Annotated in this window: 17 protein-coding genes; 12 read left to right on the top strand and 5 right to left on the bottom strand. The window is 71.9% G+C overall.

The window, feature by feature from the left end; translation table 11 throughout:
- The first annotated feature begins 308 nt into the window (after window positions 1-308).
- On the top strand, window positions 309-1,607 hold the full coding sequence (locus ACFWA7_RS31020) for a condensation domain-containing protein (RefSeq protein ID WP_385826433.1): 1,299 nt from the start codon (window positions 309-311) through the stop codon (window positions 1,605-1,607).
- 85 nt (window positions 1,608-1,692) lie between these two features.
- Window positions 1,693-2,220 carry an RNA polymerase sigma factor gene (locus tag ACFWA7_RS31015; RefSeq protein WP_371650013.1) on the top strand — a complete coding sequence of 176 codons (528 nt, stop codon included), beginning with the start codon at window positions 1,693-1,695 and terminating at the stop codon, window positions 2,218-2,220.
- 12 nt (window positions 2,221-2,232) lie between these two features.
- Here ACFWA7_RS31015 and ACFWA7_RS31010 read toward each other — a convergent pair whose 3' ends face one another.
- The 3 genes from ACFWA7_RS31010 to ACFWA7_RS31000 all read right to left on the bottom strand — a co-directional run bounded on the left by ACFWA7_RS31010 (window position 2,233) and on the right by ACFWA7_RS31000 (window position 4,362).
- Complete coding sequence (locus tag ACFWA7_RS31010) at window positions 2,233-2,937, bottom strand: YoaK family protein (protein WP_385539034.1); 705 nt, start codon at window positions 2,935-2,937, stop codon at window positions 2,233-2,235.
- Between the two features lie 47 nt (window positions 2,938-2,984).
- Window positions 2,985-4,070 carry a hypothetical protein gene (locus ACFWA7_RS31005; RefSeq protein WP_385826431.1) on the bottom strand — a complete coding sequence of 362 codons (1,086 nt, stop codon included), beginning with the start codon at window positions 4,068-4,070 and terminating at the stop codon, window positions 2,985-2,987.
- Window positions 4,071-4,164: 94 nt separating this feature from the next.
- Window positions 4,165-4,362 (bottom strand): hypothetical protein, encoded by a 198-nt coding sequence (locus ACFWA7_RS31000; RefSeq protein ID WP_385539046.1) that lies wholly within the window; start codon window positions 4,360-4,362, stop codon window positions 4,165-4,167.
- 173 nt (window positions 4,363-4,535) lie between these two features.
- Here ACFWA7_RS31000 and ACFWA7_RS30995 point away from each other — a divergent pair, with 173 nt between their 5' ends.
- From ACFWA7_RS30995 to ACFWA7_RS30970, 6 genes are all read left to right on the top strand, one after another.
- Window positions 4,536-4,745, top strand: coding sequence for a hypothetical protein (locus tag ACFWA7_RS30995; RefSeq protein WP_385826429.1), 210 nt, complete (start codon window positions 4,536-4,538; stop codon window positions 4,743-4,745).
- The gene (locus ACFWA7_RS30990; protein WP_385539038.1) at window positions 4,706-4,963 is read left to right on the top strand and encodes a peptidoglycan-binding protein; all 258 of its coding nucleotides are present in this window, start codon (window positions 4,706-4,708) and stop codon (window positions 4,961-4,963) included. The genes ACFWA7_RS30995 and ACFWA7_RS30990 overlap by 40 nt, the downstream gene beginning before the upstream one ends.
- A 252-nt stretch (window positions 4,964-5,215) precedes the next feature.
- The gene (locus tag ACFWA7_RS30985) at window positions 5,216-6,427 is read left to right on the top strand and encodes a phosphodiester glycosidase family protein (protein WP_385826426.1); all 1,212 of its coding nucleotides are present in this window, start codon (window positions 5,216-5,218) and stop codon (window positions 6,425-6,427) included.
- A 104-nt stretch (window positions 6,428-6,531) separates the two neighbouring features.
- The gene (locus ACFWA7_RS30980) at window positions 6,532-6,774 is read left to right on the top strand and encodes a WhiB family transcriptional regulator (protein ID WP_371650006.1); all 243 of its coding nucleotides are present in this window, start codon (window positions 6,532-6,534) and stop codon (window positions 6,772-6,774) included.
- Between the two features lie 163 nt (window positions 6,775-6,937).
- Window positions 6,938-8,023, top strand: coding sequence for a trypsin-like serine peptidase (locus ACFWA7_RS30975; protein ID WP_385826423.1), 1,086 nt, complete (start codon window positions 6,938-6,940; stop codon window positions 8,021-8,023).
- A 214-nt stretch (window positions 8,024-8,237) separates the two neighbouring features.
- The gene (locus ACFWA7_RS30970; protein ID WP_385826420.1) at window positions 8,238-9,536 is read left to right on the top strand and encodes a S1 family peptidase; all 1,299 of its coding nucleotides are present in this window, start codon (window positions 8,238-8,240) and stop codon (window positions 9,534-9,536) included.
- A 161-nt stretch (window positions 9,537-9,697) separates the two neighbouring features.
- Here the strand turns inward: ACFWA7_RS30970 and ACFWA7_RS30965 are convergent, their stop codons facing one another.
- Both ACFWA7_RS30965 and ACFWA7_RS30960 read right to left on the bottom strand, forming a co-directional pair.
- On the bottom strand, window positions 9,698-10,429 hold the full coding sequence (locus tag ACFWA7_RS30965; protein ID WP_385549860.1) for a hypothetical protein: 732 nt from the start codon (window positions 10,427-10,429) through the stop codon (window positions 9,698-9,700).
- 287 nt (window positions 10,430-10,716) lie between these two features.
- Window positions 10,717-11,073, bottom strand: a complete 357-nt coding sequence (locus tag ACFWA7_RS30960; protein ID WP_385549857.1) for a hypothetical protein — start codon at window positions 11,071-11,073, stop codon at window positions 10,717-10,719.
- Between the two features lie 52 nt (window positions 11,074-11,125).
- Here ACFWA7_RS30960 and ACFWA7_RS30955 point away from each other — a divergent pair, with 52 nt between their 5' ends.
- The 4 genes from ACFWA7_RS30955 (at window position 11,126) to ACFWA7_RS30940 (ending at window position 15,645) form a co-directional block, all read left to right on the top strand.
- Window positions 11,126-13,183 (top strand): FGLLP motif-containing membrane protein, encoded by a 2,058-nt coding sequence (locus ACFWA7_RS30955; protein ID WP_385826417.1) that lies wholly within the window; start codon window positions 11,126-11,128, stop codon window positions 13,181-13,183.
- A gap of 244 nt (window positions 13,184-13,427) precedes the next feature.
- The gene (locus ACFWA7_RS30950) at window positions 13,428-14,345 is read left to right on the top strand and encodes a class I SAM-dependent methyltransferase (RefSeq protein WP_385826414.1); all 918 of its coding nucleotides are present in this window, start codon (window positions 13,428-13,430) and stop codon (window positions 14,343-14,345) included.
- Window positions 14,346-14,512: 167 nt separating this feature from the next.
- Window positions 14,513-15,004: a lamin tail domain-containing protein gene (locus tag ACFWA7_RS30945; RefSeq protein WP_385549849.1), complete on the top strand. Its 492-nt coding sequence runs from the start codon at window positions 14,513-14,515 to the stop codon at window positions 15,002-15,004.
- Window positions 15,005-15,303: 299 nt separating this feature from the next.
- Complete coding sequence (locus ACFWA7_RS30940) at window positions 15,304-15,645, top strand: hypothetical protein (protein ID WP_385547314.1); 342 nt, start codon at window positions 15,304-15,306, stop codon at window positions 15,643-15,645.
- Window positions 15,646-15,685 lie beyond the last annotated feature (40 nt).

Here is a 15,685-nt window from a genome sequence, read left to right as displayed (position 1 = left end):
CCTGGGTATTCCCCGGCTGCGGAAGCGGGCCGCATGCGGGAGGGGCTGAGGGATAGGTCACTCCACAAGCCTCCTTGAAACCCTTGCGGGAAAATGGAATTGCCGCTTCACTGAAGCGCGATTCGGGATCCGCGCACCGGCCAATACGGCCGGGGCTCAATGCGCGAAGGGTTCCGTGCGCGAAGAGTTTCTGTGCGTGCACGCATGCGCCCGTACCGTCCTTGCCGCGCGAGCGGCCCTTTCCGGGGTGGGACAGGACGCGGCCGGACCGGCGCAGTGCCGGGAAAGAAAGCTGAAAGGTAATGGGGATGCAGCGCAAGTTATGCCCGGTCGAAACGATCTACGTGGCGCAGCGGAGCCGTGCCGTGCTCTCCTGCACCGTGCGCGGCGACCTCGACGAGGAGCTGTTCGCCGCGGCGTTCGCCGCCAAGGTCGCCGAGCACCCCTCGCTGCGCTGCCGGATCGCCGTCGAGGACGGGGTCCATGTGCTCCAGCCGATGGCGGCGGACGAACTGCCGAGGCTCCTGGTGCGTGACGGCGGGCCCGACTCCTTCACCGAGGAGTTCAACACCCCGCTGCCCGTCGGCGGCCCGCTGGTGCGGGCCGTGCTGCTGCGGGGCAGCGACGAGCACACCGTGATGCTCAGCGTCGACCACACCATCACCGACGGCCACAGCGCCATCGCCCTCCAGAACGCCCTGTGGGACACCTACACCGCGCTGGCCGGTGAACTCCCCGACGGCGTTGGGGAGTACAGCGAACAGTGGCCGAGCCCTGTCTCCGCACTGCTGCCGCCCGTCTCCGCGCGGGAGGCCGATGAGTATCTCGCGCGCCGCGTCGAGCGGACCCGGCAGGCCCCCGTCGTCTGTCTGCCGTACGAGGCCGTGGGCACCGAGCGCGCACCCGGCCGGCCCGAACTCGCCGTGCAGCGCGTCCTGTTGGAGCCAGACGACACCGCGCGGCTGCTGCGCTTCGCCAAGTCGGAGGGTGTGTCGGTGCACGGCCTCATCGCCGCAGCGGCCCTGACCGCCGTCCGCCACCGCCTCGGCGGCGAGCCCGGAGCGCGCACCCTCGGCTGTCTCTCCCCGGTGGACCTGCGCTCCCGGCTGACGCCTCCGCTGGACCGCGAAGTGATGGTGCCCGCGGTCACCTCCTGCCTGGACGTGCTCGAAGTGGCGCACGACGCCGACCCGCTGACCCTGGCCCGCCAGGTCACGGAGAATCTGCACGCGGCCATCGAACGGGGCGACTTCCTCCAGGAACTGCACCTCCTGCCCAAGGTCCCGCAGCACCCCGCGCTCCTCGCCACCAGCGTGATCGTCACCAACATGGGCCGCGTCTCCGGCCCGGTGACCCCGGACGGTCTGGAGGTCACCGACGTACGCCTCGCCCCGGCCCGCGAGCACTACTTCCCCGAGGCCGGGCGCGGCCCCGTGATGGTGTGCGTGGTCTCCTTCGACGGCCGGCTCGGCATCGAACTGCCCTACAGCGCCGGGTGCTTCACCCACGAGCAGATGGACGAGCTGCGCGCCGCCCTGCACACCAACCTGCTCGTGTTCGCCGCCCACCGCGACGGCGCCGAGGACACGGTGGCGGTGTCCGCGTGAGGGACGCACCGCCGACGCCCACCCGGCGCGGCCCGCACCCGGCACGCACCTGTTCGAGCAGACCGAGTCCAGGAGTACTCCCGCGGTGACCACGACGAACGATGCGCAGGCCCCCGTCACCACGGCCCTGCTGCCGCGTGCACAGGCCGGGGACGACCGGGCCATGAACGACATCCTCCTGCACATCGCGCCCTTCGTCGGCCGTCTCTGTCTGCCGATCGCCCAGAGCCACAGCTCCGACGCCGCCCAGGAGGCCATGCTCGCCATCTTCCGCGGTATCCGGGGGCTGCGCGAACCCGAGGCCTTCTACGGCTGGGTTCGCGCGGTCACCGTACGGGAGGCCGTCCGCACCTCGAAACGGCTGAGCCAGGGGCCCACGGACGACCTCACCGACCGAGCCCTGGACGGCAACCCCCTGGACACCGTCCACATCTCCGACGCCATGGACCGGCTGCCCGACCAGCACCGCCAAGTCCTCATGCTGCGCGCTGTCTACGGCATGAACGAGGAGGAGATGGCCGCGACGCTGGCCCTCCCGGTCGGCACCGTCCGCTCCCGGCTGCACCGCGCCCGCCGCAACTTCCAGGACGCCTGGCACCAGCAGTCGGCGTGACCCGGAGGCCGCTCACGCCGGGGCCGGCCGGGCGGCGGACCCGGCCGTCAGGGCGACGGCGGCCAGCAGGAGCAGCGCCGGCGCCAGCGCGGCGGGCGTGCCGTGGTGCAGTTGCAGCAGTCCGCCCACCAGCGCCCCGCCGAACATCGCCACGACCGAGAGCGTCCGGCGTACGGTCGCCGGTCCCGGCGGATCGGCGGCCAGACCGGTCAGGGTGAGCGTGAGGACGGTGGTGGTGAGATCGGGCACCGCGACCTTGCGCACCACCGCGTTCTGCATACCCATGCCGTACGCGAGCAGCACGATCAGTACGTACGTGGCGTGCCCGGCCAGGCCCGTGACCAGCGCCGCCGCCACGAGCACGGCGTGCGCGGCCACCAGCAGGGCGAACAGCCGTACCGGCTCGTCGACCCGCAGCGCGATCCGCCCGCCGCTCAGCGCGCCCGCCAGGAACGACGCGCCCGCCGTGGCGGAGGCGACGGCGGACAGCCCCGTCCCGCCCGCGAGCGCGAAACCGAGGAAGACCACATTGCCGGTCATGTTGGCGACGAAGACGTGATGCAGCCCGAGATAGCTCACGGCGTCCACCAGACCGGTGACGAAGGTGAGCAGGACGAGCAGGGGCGGCAGGACGCCGTGGTGGTCCGGGGCGCCCGGGAAGAGGCGCGCGGCACCGCGGTGCAGCAGCCCGACGACGTTCACACGAGGGGTCTTCATACGCCTCCTTCGGCAGGCGCGCGGTCCACCGCGAGCCGGGTCCGCGGTCAGTCCACGGGGCGGCGGTCGACCGGGGTGACGGGGGTGCGGACGGCGACCGTGGTGCGGCGCGGGCCGGACCACGGGGCGGGCACGGCGTCGATGTCCCTGGCCAGCCAGTAGGCCAGTTGCTCGTAGTTGATCCGCCAGCCGCGGAAGTGCGGCCAGGCCTCCTCGGGCGTGCGCTCCATCGGATAGCCCTGGTCGGCCATCCGCGCCACACCGTGCAGGAAGTCCTCGTAGGTGAGCTGGAGCGGGTCGTCGGGGTGGGGGTCGCGGTCGTACGGGATGCCCCGCAGATCCGCGATGTCGCGCAGACAGACGAACCCGGCCCGCAGCGCGAGCCGGATCTCGGCCCTGGGCTGGGAAGGGTTGAAGGCGAGGCGCAGCGCCGCCGCGTCCATCACGGCCAGCAGGGCGATCAGCCAGTTGCGGCTGGCCTTGGGGGAGCGGAAGTGGATCAGGACCGGGTAGGTGGTGTGACTCTCGCTCACCTCGGCGCTCCACCGCTCCCAGTTGCGGAACAGCTCGGTGAGGCTGTGCAGCAGCTCGACCTGGGCGTAGCGGGCGAGGATCTCCGGCCCCCAGGGCGGGCTGCCCGCGCGCGACTGGAGGAGGGTCACCTCCGTCTCGCGGCGCTGGTAGGCACCGTAGAGGGTGGGCAGATAGCCGACCTGGAGGCCGATCACGATGGGGCCGGTGGCGGCGGCGCAGAAGTCGATGGCGTTGAGCGTGACGCGGGTGCCGCCGGCGAAGCCGAGGGTGAAGAGCGAGGAGCCCGACTCGACCACCGCGTCCTTCAACGGCAGCCGGCTGACGGCCGCCTCCAGCAGCGCGTAGCCGACCATGAAGCACGCCAGCCAGCCCATCAGCGTCACCACGACGGCCAGCGGTGCCACCGGGGCCAGCACCCGGTCCTTCGACTCAGCCCCCGGCAGCCGGTCGGCCACCATCTGGAACGGCCGCCGGACCAGACCGTGGACGACCTGGGTGAAGCCGGAGCGCGTCGGCCGGGGTATCACCAGGGTGCGCAGCACCGAGGAGAAGATCCCGAGGACGATGACGGCACCCGTGATGCCCTGTAGTACACGCACCGCAGCTCTGTTCCTTCCCAGGTCGTGGGGATCATTCAAGCGCACGGTGCGGGTGGACACCCCGCTTCCCCCTCGCGCCGGACCACCGGCGGCCTCAGCCGGCCAGCGGGTTCTCGGGGGAGACGCCCGGGCCCGGGAAGTCGGGGTCGTCCTCGGCGCGCGGCAGCGGGCGGTGTCCCTCGGACCAGTCGTTGGTCCATCCGCAGACGCCACAGGCGTACCGGCCGTCGAGCCCGGCCACACGCGTACCGCAGTGGCGGCACTCGGCGTGCGTGATCTCCGGAGTGAACACCGTCGCGGGTGCCGGGCGCGCGGTGCTGTGAACTTCACCCGGGGTGCCGCCGGTTGGTGAAGTGATCAAGTACCTCTCCAGGTCTGCTGAGTTTTCGCTTCGCCGCCATCTGGGACGCGGTCAGTTCAGCACCATTTCCGGGGGAACAAGACGCTTATGAAGCGTACTTTGGCATGCTTGGCGCCTTTGCCGTCATCACCGTTGGCATGATCACGGCCGGTCCGGCGGCACAGGCCGCCTCGGGCTGCACCACCACGACGAAGTACTACGACACCGCCGGCTACTACACCGACATCCCGACCGTCGGCGTACGCGGCACGAACTACTGCAGCTGCGCCGTGGTATGCAGAACGACGCCGTCTACGAGCTCCAGATCACCCTGAACCAGTGCTACGGCCAGAACACGGGCGGCTTCGACGGCGACTTCGGCCCGAGCACCGACACGGCCCTCCGCGACGTCCAGCGCAGCCTCGGCCTGTCCGCCGACGGCGTCTACGGCCCCAACACCCGTGACGCCCTCAAGTGGGCCTGGCGCAACATGGCCGGCCAGCACCGCTGCCTCAGGCTGACCCAGGCCCCCGGCCCGCTGAGCGACCAGTAGTCCCGGCCGGTCCAGGCACAGGCCCCCCGGTCCGCCACCCTCAAGTGGTGGCGGACCGGGGGGCTTTCCGCGCCGAGGGACGGCGCTGCCGACCGCCCCGTACGGCCGTACGAGGGTTGCCCGGGGGCGGTTCTCGGACATCGCGTCGAGCCTGCCCGTGGACCGCCGCGCGGCTCGCTAGGCTGCGGCTGCCGATGCGGTGTGGGTCTCAGGAGATGAGGCGCGATGGGGTGGTCCCTGAGCTGGGCGCGAATGGCGATGACAGGGATCGCCGCGGTGGGCATGGTCGTCGGTGAGGGCGCACTCGCCCCGGGTGCCGCGCAGAGCGCACCGGCCGTGGGGTTCGGGCGCACGGTGTCGGTCGCGCCCGGCGTCTCCTACCGGAGCTTCACCGTCACCGCCTCCCGCGGGCTGACACGTGGTCACCTCGTGGTGGCGGACCTGAGCAACCCGCACGTCAAGGTGGACCTCCTCACACCGGGCGCGGTGGCCGCCCGGGCGCGGGTGACCGCGATGGCCGACGCCCAGGACGCGGTCGCCGCCGTCAACGGGGACTTCTTCAACATAAGCGAGACCCAGCACCCCGGCGTGGCGGCCACCGGCGCCTCCTCGGGCCCGGCCATCGCGTCAGGCCGCCCGCTCAAGGCCGCCGTGCCCGACGGCCAGCGGTTCGGCCCCACCCTGCCGCCGGGCACCACCGCCCGGGACGTCATCGGCGTCAACCCGGCGCGCACCGGGCGCCTCGACCGCCTCACCCTGGAGGGAACGGTCGACACCGGCCGGGGCGGGCTGCGCCTCGACGGGCTCAACCAGTACGCCCTGCCGGTGGACGGGGTGGGCGCCTTCACCCCGAAGTGGGGGTCCGCCTCCCGGGAGCGCGCCGCGTGCGGCACCGACGCGGCACGCGGTGCGCCGTGCACCAAGGACACGTATGAAGTGACGGTACGGCGAGGCCGCGTCGTCAGTACGTCGTCCGTCCTGGGCAAGGGGCCGGTCCCGGCAGGCGCCTTCGTCCTGGTGGGGCGCGAGAAGGGCGCCGACACCCTGAGCGCGCTCAGGCCCGGGGACCGGGCCGGGCTGAGCTACCGGCTGCGCGGCCGCAGGGGACCGCTGGCGTTCGCGGTGGGCGGTATGCCGGTGCTGCGGGCCGCCACACCGCTGAACGGGCTCGACGACCGTACGGCCGCGACCCGCACCGGTGCGGGGATCGGAGGCCACGGACATCGCCTCTACCTCATCGCCCTGAACGGCTCGGCCGAGAACGACGCGGGCCTCACCCTCGCCGAACTCGCCCGTCTGATGCGGGACATGGGCGCGGACGACGCGGTCGACCTCGACGGCGGCGGCTCCTCCACGCTGGCCACGCGAGGCCCGGGAGACCCCGGCGCCGTCGTGCGCAACCGGCCGCCGGGCACCTTCGAACGCGCGGTGGCCAACGGCATCGGGGTGTTCTTCCGGCCCTGAAGGCGCGGTCCGCATTGAACGGTCCGTCAGCGGCTGACGTAACAACGCGCAAGACACCTACGGGAGTCGATCACGTCACTCGTTGCCGAGGAGGGAGTCTTCTTGTGAACTGGCGAAAGCGTGCGGCGTGCCGTACGGAGGACCCGGAGCTGTTCTTCCCGACGTACAGCAGGCGTTTCGCGGACCAGCAGCTGGCGGAGGCCAAGGCGATCTGCCGCAGATGCCCGGTCACCACCGCCTGCCTGCAGTGGGCGCTGTCGAACAACGAGAAGCGCGGAGTGTGGGGCGGGCTCAGCGAGAGCGAACTGCGGAGGGTGAGGCGGCGGACGGGTGCGGAAGTCGCCTGACTGAGGTAGGCCCGATCGCGCGGTCGTGACCGGGTGTGTGACCGGGTGACTGAACGCCCGGGGGCGCGGCGCCGTATCAAGCGGTCAACAGCGTGCCGCGCCCGAGGAGGGTCCCGTGCCTTTTCGCCGTCTCAGCCTTCGCCTCCGGAGGACGGCCGCATGGTTGCTCGTCGCCGTGGTGGCGGGCGGACTTGCGTACACCGTCACCAAGAACTCCACGCGGCCACAGGGTGGTTCCGGCTCGATCGGCTCCGCCGACCCGGCCGGGGCCGCCCGGCGTGCCGACCCGGGGCGGACACCGGGCGGGTGGCAGGACTGGAACGTGCGGGGCTGGCTGCGCGGTGCGGCGGACTTCGTCAACCCCGTGGTCGACGGGCTGTGGGGGCCGGAGCGGATGGCCGGAGCCGCCGAGGGCGAGCGGTCCTTCGACGGCAGCGCCATGCCCCGGGGAGTCTCCGACCCCGAGCCGGACGCCGTGAGCGCGCGGCCCGTTCCCCGCCCGTACGGCGAGCAGGCGCCCACCGCAGGCCGGCTCTTCTTCGACACCCCCAAGGGGCCCGCCGCCTGCTCCGGCACGGTGGTGCGCGATCCCGCCCGCCCCGGCCGGTCCAACCTGGTGTGGACCGCCGGGCACTGCGTCCACTCGGGCAAGGACGGCGGATGGCTGAGGAACATCGTCTTCGTACCCGGGTTCGACAAGAGCGGGCCGGCGGCGGCGGGCGGGCGCAACAGCGCGGCGCCCCTGGGGATCTGGTGGGCCGACTGGGCGCAGACCTCCCAGCAGTGGATCGACCACGGCACGTCCAGCGCCGGGGCGGGCGCGGCCTTCGACTTCGCGGTGCTCCACGTACGGCAGGCGGCCGGTGCGACGCGGTCGCTGGAGGAGACCGTCGGGGCGGCGGCGGACGTCGGCTTCGACGCCGAACTCTCCGGCTCCCGGAGCCTGGTCGACATCGTGGGGTATCCGGCGGGCCGCCCCTTCGACGGCTCGTCGCTCTTCCACTGCGCCGACCGGCCCGGCTCGTTCTCGGTCGCCGCCGACCAGCCGGACATGTACCGCATGGGCTGCACCATGACCGAGGGCTCGTCCGGTGGCGGCTGGCTGGTGCGCCGGGGCGACGGCGGGCTGGTCCTCGTGTCCAACACCTCGCTCGGCTCCCGCCCGGCCGCCTGGCTCGCGGGGCCGCATCTGGGGGCGGACGCGCGCCGCGTACTGACGTCCGTGAGCGGGCGGTTCGCCGGGAAATGACGCCGTCGGCGGTATGGCCACCGGGGTGCGGGTGGGTGGCGCTCGCGTTTGCTGACCAACCTTCAAAAATGTTCTTTCGCAATCACGGTGAACACCACACCCGTCCCATCCGTACCTAGGACTGCACACCTTCCGCCGATCGCGGTCGGCTACGGAACACATCCCAGGAGGCGGCGAGTTGACTCACAGGCGCATACCCAAGCGGCGGGCCGTAATGGCAGGAGCGGGGGCCGCAGGCCTCATCGCGGCGGCCGTCCTGCTCCCACGTGCGAACGCGTCACAGGCGCAGCCCGAACCCCCGTCCGGAGCCACGGCCGGGAAGGCGAACGCGGCCTCGGCGGCAGCCGTGGTGCGGGGCCTGGCCCAGCAGCTCGGCGACGCGTTCGCGGGCTCGTACTACGACGCTGCCAAGCAGCAGGTCATCGTGAATGTCGCCGGTAACAACAGCAATGCGAGCGCACAGGTGAAGAAGGCCGGGGCGGTGCCGCGCGCGGTCCGTAACAGCGCGGCCGAACTGCGTTCGGCGGCACACACCCTCGCCCGTACGGCGACCATCCCGGGCACCGCCTGGGCCGTCGACCCCCGGACCAACCGCATCGTGGTCTCGGCGGACCGGACGGTGAAGGGGGCGCAGTGGACCAGACTGGAGAAGGCCGTCCGGTCCCTCGGCGCGGACACGGCCCGGATCCAGAAGTCCGCCGGGCAGTTCAAGCCGTTCAACGAGGGCGGTGACGCCATCTTCGGCGGCGGCGCACGCTGCTCCCTCGGCTTCAACGTCACCACCCAGGACGGCAAACCGGGATTCATCACCGCGGGCCACTGCGGTGTCGCGGCCAAGCAGTGGTCGCTGAGCGCGAACGGGGCGCCCGCCGCCACGGTCCAGAAGGCGACCTTCCCCGGCAACGGCGACTTCTCCCTGCTCACGTATGACGACGCCGCCACGGAAGCCCCGAGTGCGGTCGATACGGGGGCGGGCAAGCTGGTCGAGATCACCGGGGCGGCCGACGCGGCCGTGGGCGAGCGCGTCCTGCGCATGGGCAGCACGACCGGTCTGCACGACGGCAAGGTCACCGGTCTCGACGCCACGGTGAACTACCCCGAGGGCACGGTCACCGGGCTCATCCAGACCGACGTCTGCGCCGAGCCGGGCGACAGCGGCGGCTCCCTGTTCACCGCCGACGGCAGCGCGGTCGGGCTCACCTCCGGTGGCAGCGGGAACTGCACCGCCGGCGGCGAGACGTTCTTCCAGCCCGTCACGACCACCCTCGCGGCCGTGGGCGCGACGATCGGTGCGGGGGGCCAGGGATCCGGTGGCGCCGGCGGAGCGGGTGACGCGGGCGGTGCAGGCGGCAACGGCGGTATGGGCGACGCGGGTGCTTCCGGTGGCGCGGATGCCTCAGGCGGTGCGGATGCCTCAGGCGGCGCGGATGCCTCAGGCGGTGCGGACGGTTCGGGACAGCAGGGGGACGGAGTGATCTCCATGGCCCCCGCATCCGGCTACGGCAGGCAATGAGAGAGGTCCACTGAGAACACCCACTGAGAACATCCCCTGAGAACAACCCGGCGGCCGTTCTGTTCGACAGACGGCGGCCGGGTTCTTCCCACGGACGTGGCCACCCCGTTCCAGGTGCCTCGGCACCGGGGTGGCCACGGCGCGGTGGGGGCGCGGTCCCGTCAGACGGTCGCGGGCGCGGGAGCCGTAGCGGGGGCGGCCACGGCTTCGGCGGCGGGTGCCCCGGTCTTCTCGGCGGGGGCCGGGTTGCGGTGTGCCGTGTAGAAGACGGAGCCCTGCTTGCGTTCACGCTCCAACTCGCCCTTGGCGACGAGTGCTTCGAGGGTGTTGCGGACCACCTGGGGGCTGGTCTGGCGGTCCGGGTGGACGGTCGTCAGTTCGGTGAGGATGTCGGCGACCGTACGGGGCTCCTCGTGGTGTGCGAAGAGGCCGAGCACCAGCTCACGCAGGGTGGGTCCACCGCTTTCCGTGCTCTTGCGGGTCGGCTTCTTGGCCTGCGCGGCAGCCTTCTTGGGGCTCTTGGCCGCCTTGGCCGTCTTGGTCTCCGGCTTCGGGGCCTGAGACTTACGGGGCTTGGGTACCGCTGCGACGGTGGGTGTGGCCGCGGGGGCGGGTGTTTCGGCGGGGGCCGGTGTCTTGGCCGGGGGCTGTGCTTTGGCGGTGCGCTTGCGCGTTGCCGTCGGCTTCTGTGCCGCTGCGGCGGCGGTGCTGCCGAGGGTGTGCTGCATGGTTTGCAGCAGACCGTGGTCCCGCTCCAGGTCTTCGAGTTGGCCCTTCAGCGAGTCGAGTTCCGCACGGATGCGTGACTGGTCCTGCTGGTTGGCTTCCAGGTCGGCGGTGACACGCGCCGCGTACTGGTCCTTGAGTGTGGTGAAGTCCGGCTCGTCCGCCATGAGAATTCGCTTTCCTCGTGCTGGATGTTGCCGCCGGATGCTACCCATCTCTGCGGCAACAGCACAGGTGAGTGCGCACAAGATTCACACGTTGGAGACACCTCGGGCCATAAACCGTCGCCTCGCGACAGAGGTTTGGCCGTGTGTGTCGGTCCACGGGGCGTGCGACGCGCGCCCATTTCCGCCGTTGCGCTCCCGTGCGCCGTACCCGCGAGGGAAACGAAGGCGTGGGGCTGGGACGTCTAACAAGTGCACCCGAACGGGGACGGTCTGGGGAGGCCGTGCGGTTACGAGGGGGACACTGTGGGACGCAGGCGGAAGACGCGCGGGTTATCGGTGGCGGTGCTGACGGTGCTGCTTACGGTGGTGCTGCTCGCGGGCATGGCGGCACCGGGCTTCGCGGGCGTGCCGCGCCGTGAGCAGGGGACGACGACGGCGGCGGCCGAGGCGACATCGCCGCCGCCCTCGCCCGGCCCGGCGCCCTCCGCCTCGGGCCCCGCACCCTCCAAGTCCAAGGCGAAACCGCCCCCTTCGAAGCCACCGTCGCCGCCATCGGAGGTGAAGCCCTCCCCGTCGCTGCCGAAGCCGTCGGTGCCCGCCGCGTCGGCGCCGAAGCCGTCCAAGTCCACGGTGGAACCGACCAAGTCCGTGCCTTCCGGCCCTTCCACCCCTCCGACCCACCCTCCCGTGACTCCCGTGCTGTCGCCGTCTCCCGAGAAGGTGCAGCAGGGCAAAATCGTGGTCGTGTCCGGCAGTCACTTCGACTGCGGGACGGGCGAAGGCACCAAGGCGGGCCCACTCAAGCTGACCGGCGACCTACCGGCACCGATCGCCGCACGGAGCGACGCGTCCGGCCGTTTCTCGCAGCCGGTCAAGGTGGCCGAGAAGGCACCCCTGGGCAGGTACGAGGTGGTCGCGACCTGCGACGCGCGCCCCTCCGTGACCCAGGAGACCTCCTATGAAGTGGTGGCGGCCCCAGTGGCAACACCGCCGCACCCCACCCCGGCACTCACCCTCTCGCCCAGTTCGGGGGCGCCTGAGACCAAGGTGAAGGTCTCCGGCGAGGGGTTCCTGTGCCGAGGACCCGTCCGCCTCCTGTGGGACGGGGCAGCCATGCCGGGGACCGGCGCGACCCCCACGGCGGACGGCAAACTGGCGGCCTCCTTCTCCGTACCGCCCGGCGCCGGTGCCGGTACGTACAAAGTGACGGCGACCTGCGAAACGGCGCCCGTGGGCGCCGGGGTGGTGGGGGGCCGGCCGGTGGCCGCCGCGGGCGTCGTCGCGGCCTCGCAGACCTTCACGGTGACCCAACCGCCGATCACCCCGCCGCCCGTGGGGACGTACGAGATCACCATCCACATGACCGACTACCCCGCCGCCTGCACCTGGGGCAGGATCCTCGTGGGCGGCAAGGGCCTGCTCGACCCATGGCTGGACGCCGACTCGTACAAGGGCGACGCCGAGCCCGGCCACTGGAGGTTCATCGATCTCCATGCCTACATTCCCCCGGACATGAAGGGCCACCAGCCCGTGGACCTCGACTGCCCCGGGCGCGCGGTGGAACGGGCGGGGACCATCGACCTCCCGCCCGAGCCGTTCACCGCTTTCCTCCTGCCCAAGGGCTCGCCGGTCGCGCCCCACACCGAGGACAGGGCCGGCGTCCTGCCCAAACCCGACCTGCCGGGGATCCCACCTCCCCCTGCGTCCCCTTCCGCCTCCGGCACACCGGACCCCGGCCCCACCGCCTCGGACGACGTGAACGGCGCGCCCGACCCCGAGCCGGGCCCCGGGCCCAGTGGGCACCCGGCGGAGCCGAAGCCGGATGTGGGCCACGACCGTCCGGGCGACCTGGTGGGCAGTATGCGCACCCCGGCGGAAGTGTCCTGGGCGCTCAAGGACATCGCGGGATCGGTGGGTATGGCCGCCTGGTTCCTGCTGCTCGTGCTCCTGCTGGAGAAGGCGTTCCCCTCGCAGCTGGCCGACAACGCGCTGAGCCGTTGGTGGCACCGGCGCCGCGAGGAACGGTCGGCGCGGGCGAGTGCGGCCCGGCTGCCCGGCTGGGTGCGGATGGCCACCTTCGCCCTGCTCGGCGGCGTGCTCATCGTCTGGGCCGATGCCACGGCCCGCTGGAGCGCGCCCACCGTGGCGAAGGTGCTGGGAGCGGCGGTGGGCACCCTGCTGATCCTGGTGACGTACGAGAAGACCAAGGACTCGCTGCTGCGCCCCGGGCGGGGCGGTATACGGGCCGAGCTGCGAGTGGTTCCCGCGGGCCTGGTCCTCGCGGCTCTGATGGCGGCCCTCTCGCGCGGCCTGGCGTTCCCCGTCCCGTACGTCTACGGCCTGGTGGCGGTGTACATGGTGCTCGGCGCCGCGCCTCCCGGCTCGCGCGACCCACGCCACACCATGCCGAAGGGACAGGCCGTGATGGTCGGCGGCATCAGCGTCCTGAGCGCCTCACTGCTGGTGTGGGTCCTCGGCACACCGCTGATCGAGGAGGGCCGTACGGCCGGGCCCGGCAGCTTCCACCATGTACTCGCGTACACCGTCGGTCTGATGGTCGTCGGCGGTATAGAGGTCGTGGTGTTCGGGATGCTGCCGCTCTCCGGCATGGACGGCCACGTCCTGAAGAGCTGGAGCAAACCGGCCTGGTACGGCCTGTATCTGCTCGCCCTGACCCTGTTCTTCCACGTCCTGCTGAACTCCGTACACCCCGGCCTCGGCCCGGGGCTCGTGGTCTCGAAGGATCTGCGCTGATGCACCCTGGCCATCGCCACCGCCCTGTTCCTGGCGGCGTGGGTGTTCTCACTGGGGCTGCGCAGGCACGTGGCAAGGCTGGAACGCAGGGCGGCGGCGGTGGGCTGAGCGTCGTGCTCGGCAGCACCGGAACACCCCTCGCCGGGGTGCGCGGTCGGCGGAGCGGTGGCGTGCGCGGTGCGGGGGCGGCGTCGATGATGGGAGCCCCTGTGCCGTGTACGTATACGAGAGACGGGACCCGGCGATGCCGCAGGATCGAGCGGGTGAACCGGCCGAGCCGTCGTCGCCGGAAGCGGGGCGCGCCTGGTCCGGGCACGAGGGGGCGGAGGCGTTCGCGGCGGTGGAGGCGGGCACCGACTGGCTGCTCGGCTATCCGTTCGTGTTCAAGGCCCTGTCCGGGGCGGGCCGGGAGGGCGGGGTGCTGCTGGACATCGGCTGCGGGCCGGGCCGCGTCGCCGGTCACGCGGGCCGGGCGCTCGGGATGCGGGTCCTCGGTGTGGACGCGTCGCCGGACATGCTCGCGCTGGCGCGGGAGGAGGGCACGCCCGGGGCCGAGTACCACCTGGTCGCGGACGGCCGGGCGGGCGGGCCGGCGGACGCCTGCGCGGACGCGGCGATGTGCAACCACGTGCTGGCGTCGCTGCCCGACGAGCGGACGGTGCTGGAGGTGTTCACCGAGATCCACCGCCTGCTCCGGCCCGGGGCGCCGTTCGCGCTGCTGACCACGGACCCCGCCTGCGCCGGTATCGAGTACGCGTCGCTGCGGGTGGGGGAGCCGGGTGTCACCTACGGCCCCGGCGAGCCCATGCGCGTACGACTGCGCCGTACGGACGGGACGTGGCAGTCCGCGGAACCACGCGTGGCCGGTGGAGACGTTCCCGGTGCTGCTGGAGCGTGTTGGCTTCAGCGATGTGGCACAACACCATCCGACGCCGGACGAAGCGATGGAGGTGGCCGACCCGGAGCATGTGCGCGGCCGCGACTGGGCCGCCGAGCGGCTGCGCCCCCCGCTGGTGGTAACCACCGCGGTGAAGCGTTGACGCCGGGCGCGAGGCAGGGGCTGCCCTCCCAAGCCGGGCGGTTCGCCACGACGCGCGGTGTGCGGCGCTGTTACAAAGGGGCCGCGTGCCCGAGCGGAGGGCGTATGAACACTGGAAGTTGACAAAGGTGTTCGTTACGGAAATGTCCTGAATTCGTAAAGAGCGTCGGGTCGGCGGGTCCTGCCCGCTCCGGCGGGCCAAAGTGTGGGTCCTCGGCACCAGCCGGGAACCTGGCCCGCCCCGTCACCGGCCCGATCGAGGTCCGGTCTGGGGCTTGTCCTTGGAGAGCATGCACATGTCTGCTTCGCGCACCAGCCGCCGTATCTTCGCCACCGTCCTCGCCGCCGGCACCCTGATCGGGGCCGCTGCCCTGCCCGCCGCGGCGGACAGCCACCACCGGCACGCTCCCCGTTCCACCGTGGTCATCGGCGAAGTGCAGTACAACAGCCCGGGCCGCGACGACCACTCGAACCGGAGCCTCAACAACGAGTGGGTGGAGGTCGTGAACACCGGGCGCCACGCCGTGAACCTGCGCGGGTTCACCCTCACCGCGAGCGACGGCGCCCGCTACCGCTTCCACGCCATGCGCCTGGAGGGCCACTCGACGGTCAAGGTCCACACGGGCATCGGCAGCGACAGCAGCCGTGACGTCTACCAGGACCGTCACAACTACGTCTGGGACAACCAGCGCGACACCGCCACCCTGCGCACCGACGACGGCCGGATCCTCGACACCGCCACGTGGGGGCGTGCCCACCAGGATGGACACCGCCACCACTGACGCCCGTCGGTGACCGGCCCCGGTAGAGGGGCCGGTCACTGCCCAGTACCACCGCGCGGCGCGCCCCGCGGCCACACCGGCCGCCGGGCGCGCCGTGCTTCGTCTGTCCCCGCGAGCGCGGTCGGCCTCGGCATCACGGATTCCGCGAAGATGTACAACTTCGGGCGCAGTGGCTGCTGTTCGAGTAGCGAGGGGAGCCTGAAGCGCCGTTCGTCATCCTCTTCCAGTAGGACGCGAGTACACCTCAATCGCACTAGTCTCGCTCGTTCAAGCCGAACCTCTTGTGGGATGGAGAGCATATGAACGGCAGGACGAAGAGGCTGGGCGGTATAGCTTCGGCGGTGGGTCTGCTGGCGGCCGGTGTGATGCTGGGCGTCGCTCCGACGGCGAACGCGGCGGTCGGGCCTTCGGGGTGCAGCGCGTATGTGTCGCACACCAACGACCATGTGGCCGTGGGCTGGTGTTCGCACGGCAACGGAACCTGGTACGTACAGGCCAAGTGCGGCGGCCCCGGCAGGGTGAACGGCCCGTACAAGGGGGACCAGGGGTACCGCAAGCTCAGCAGGGAGAAGGCGTCGACGCTCAACTGCGGCACGTCCGGCTACCCGCTGGAGATGAAGGTCGTCAACGTCAAGGCGTGAGGCGACGGCCCGGGCCCGACCGGGAGCCCCCGCGTGTGCC

Origin of the sequence: Streptomyces sp. NPDC059994, assembly GCF_042737755.1 — a bacterium.
Taxonomy (GTDB): Bacteria; Actinomycetota; Actinomycetes; order Streptomycetales; family Streptomycetaceae; genus Streptomyces.
This window is presented reverse-complemented; position numbering and strand designations above follow the sequence as displayed.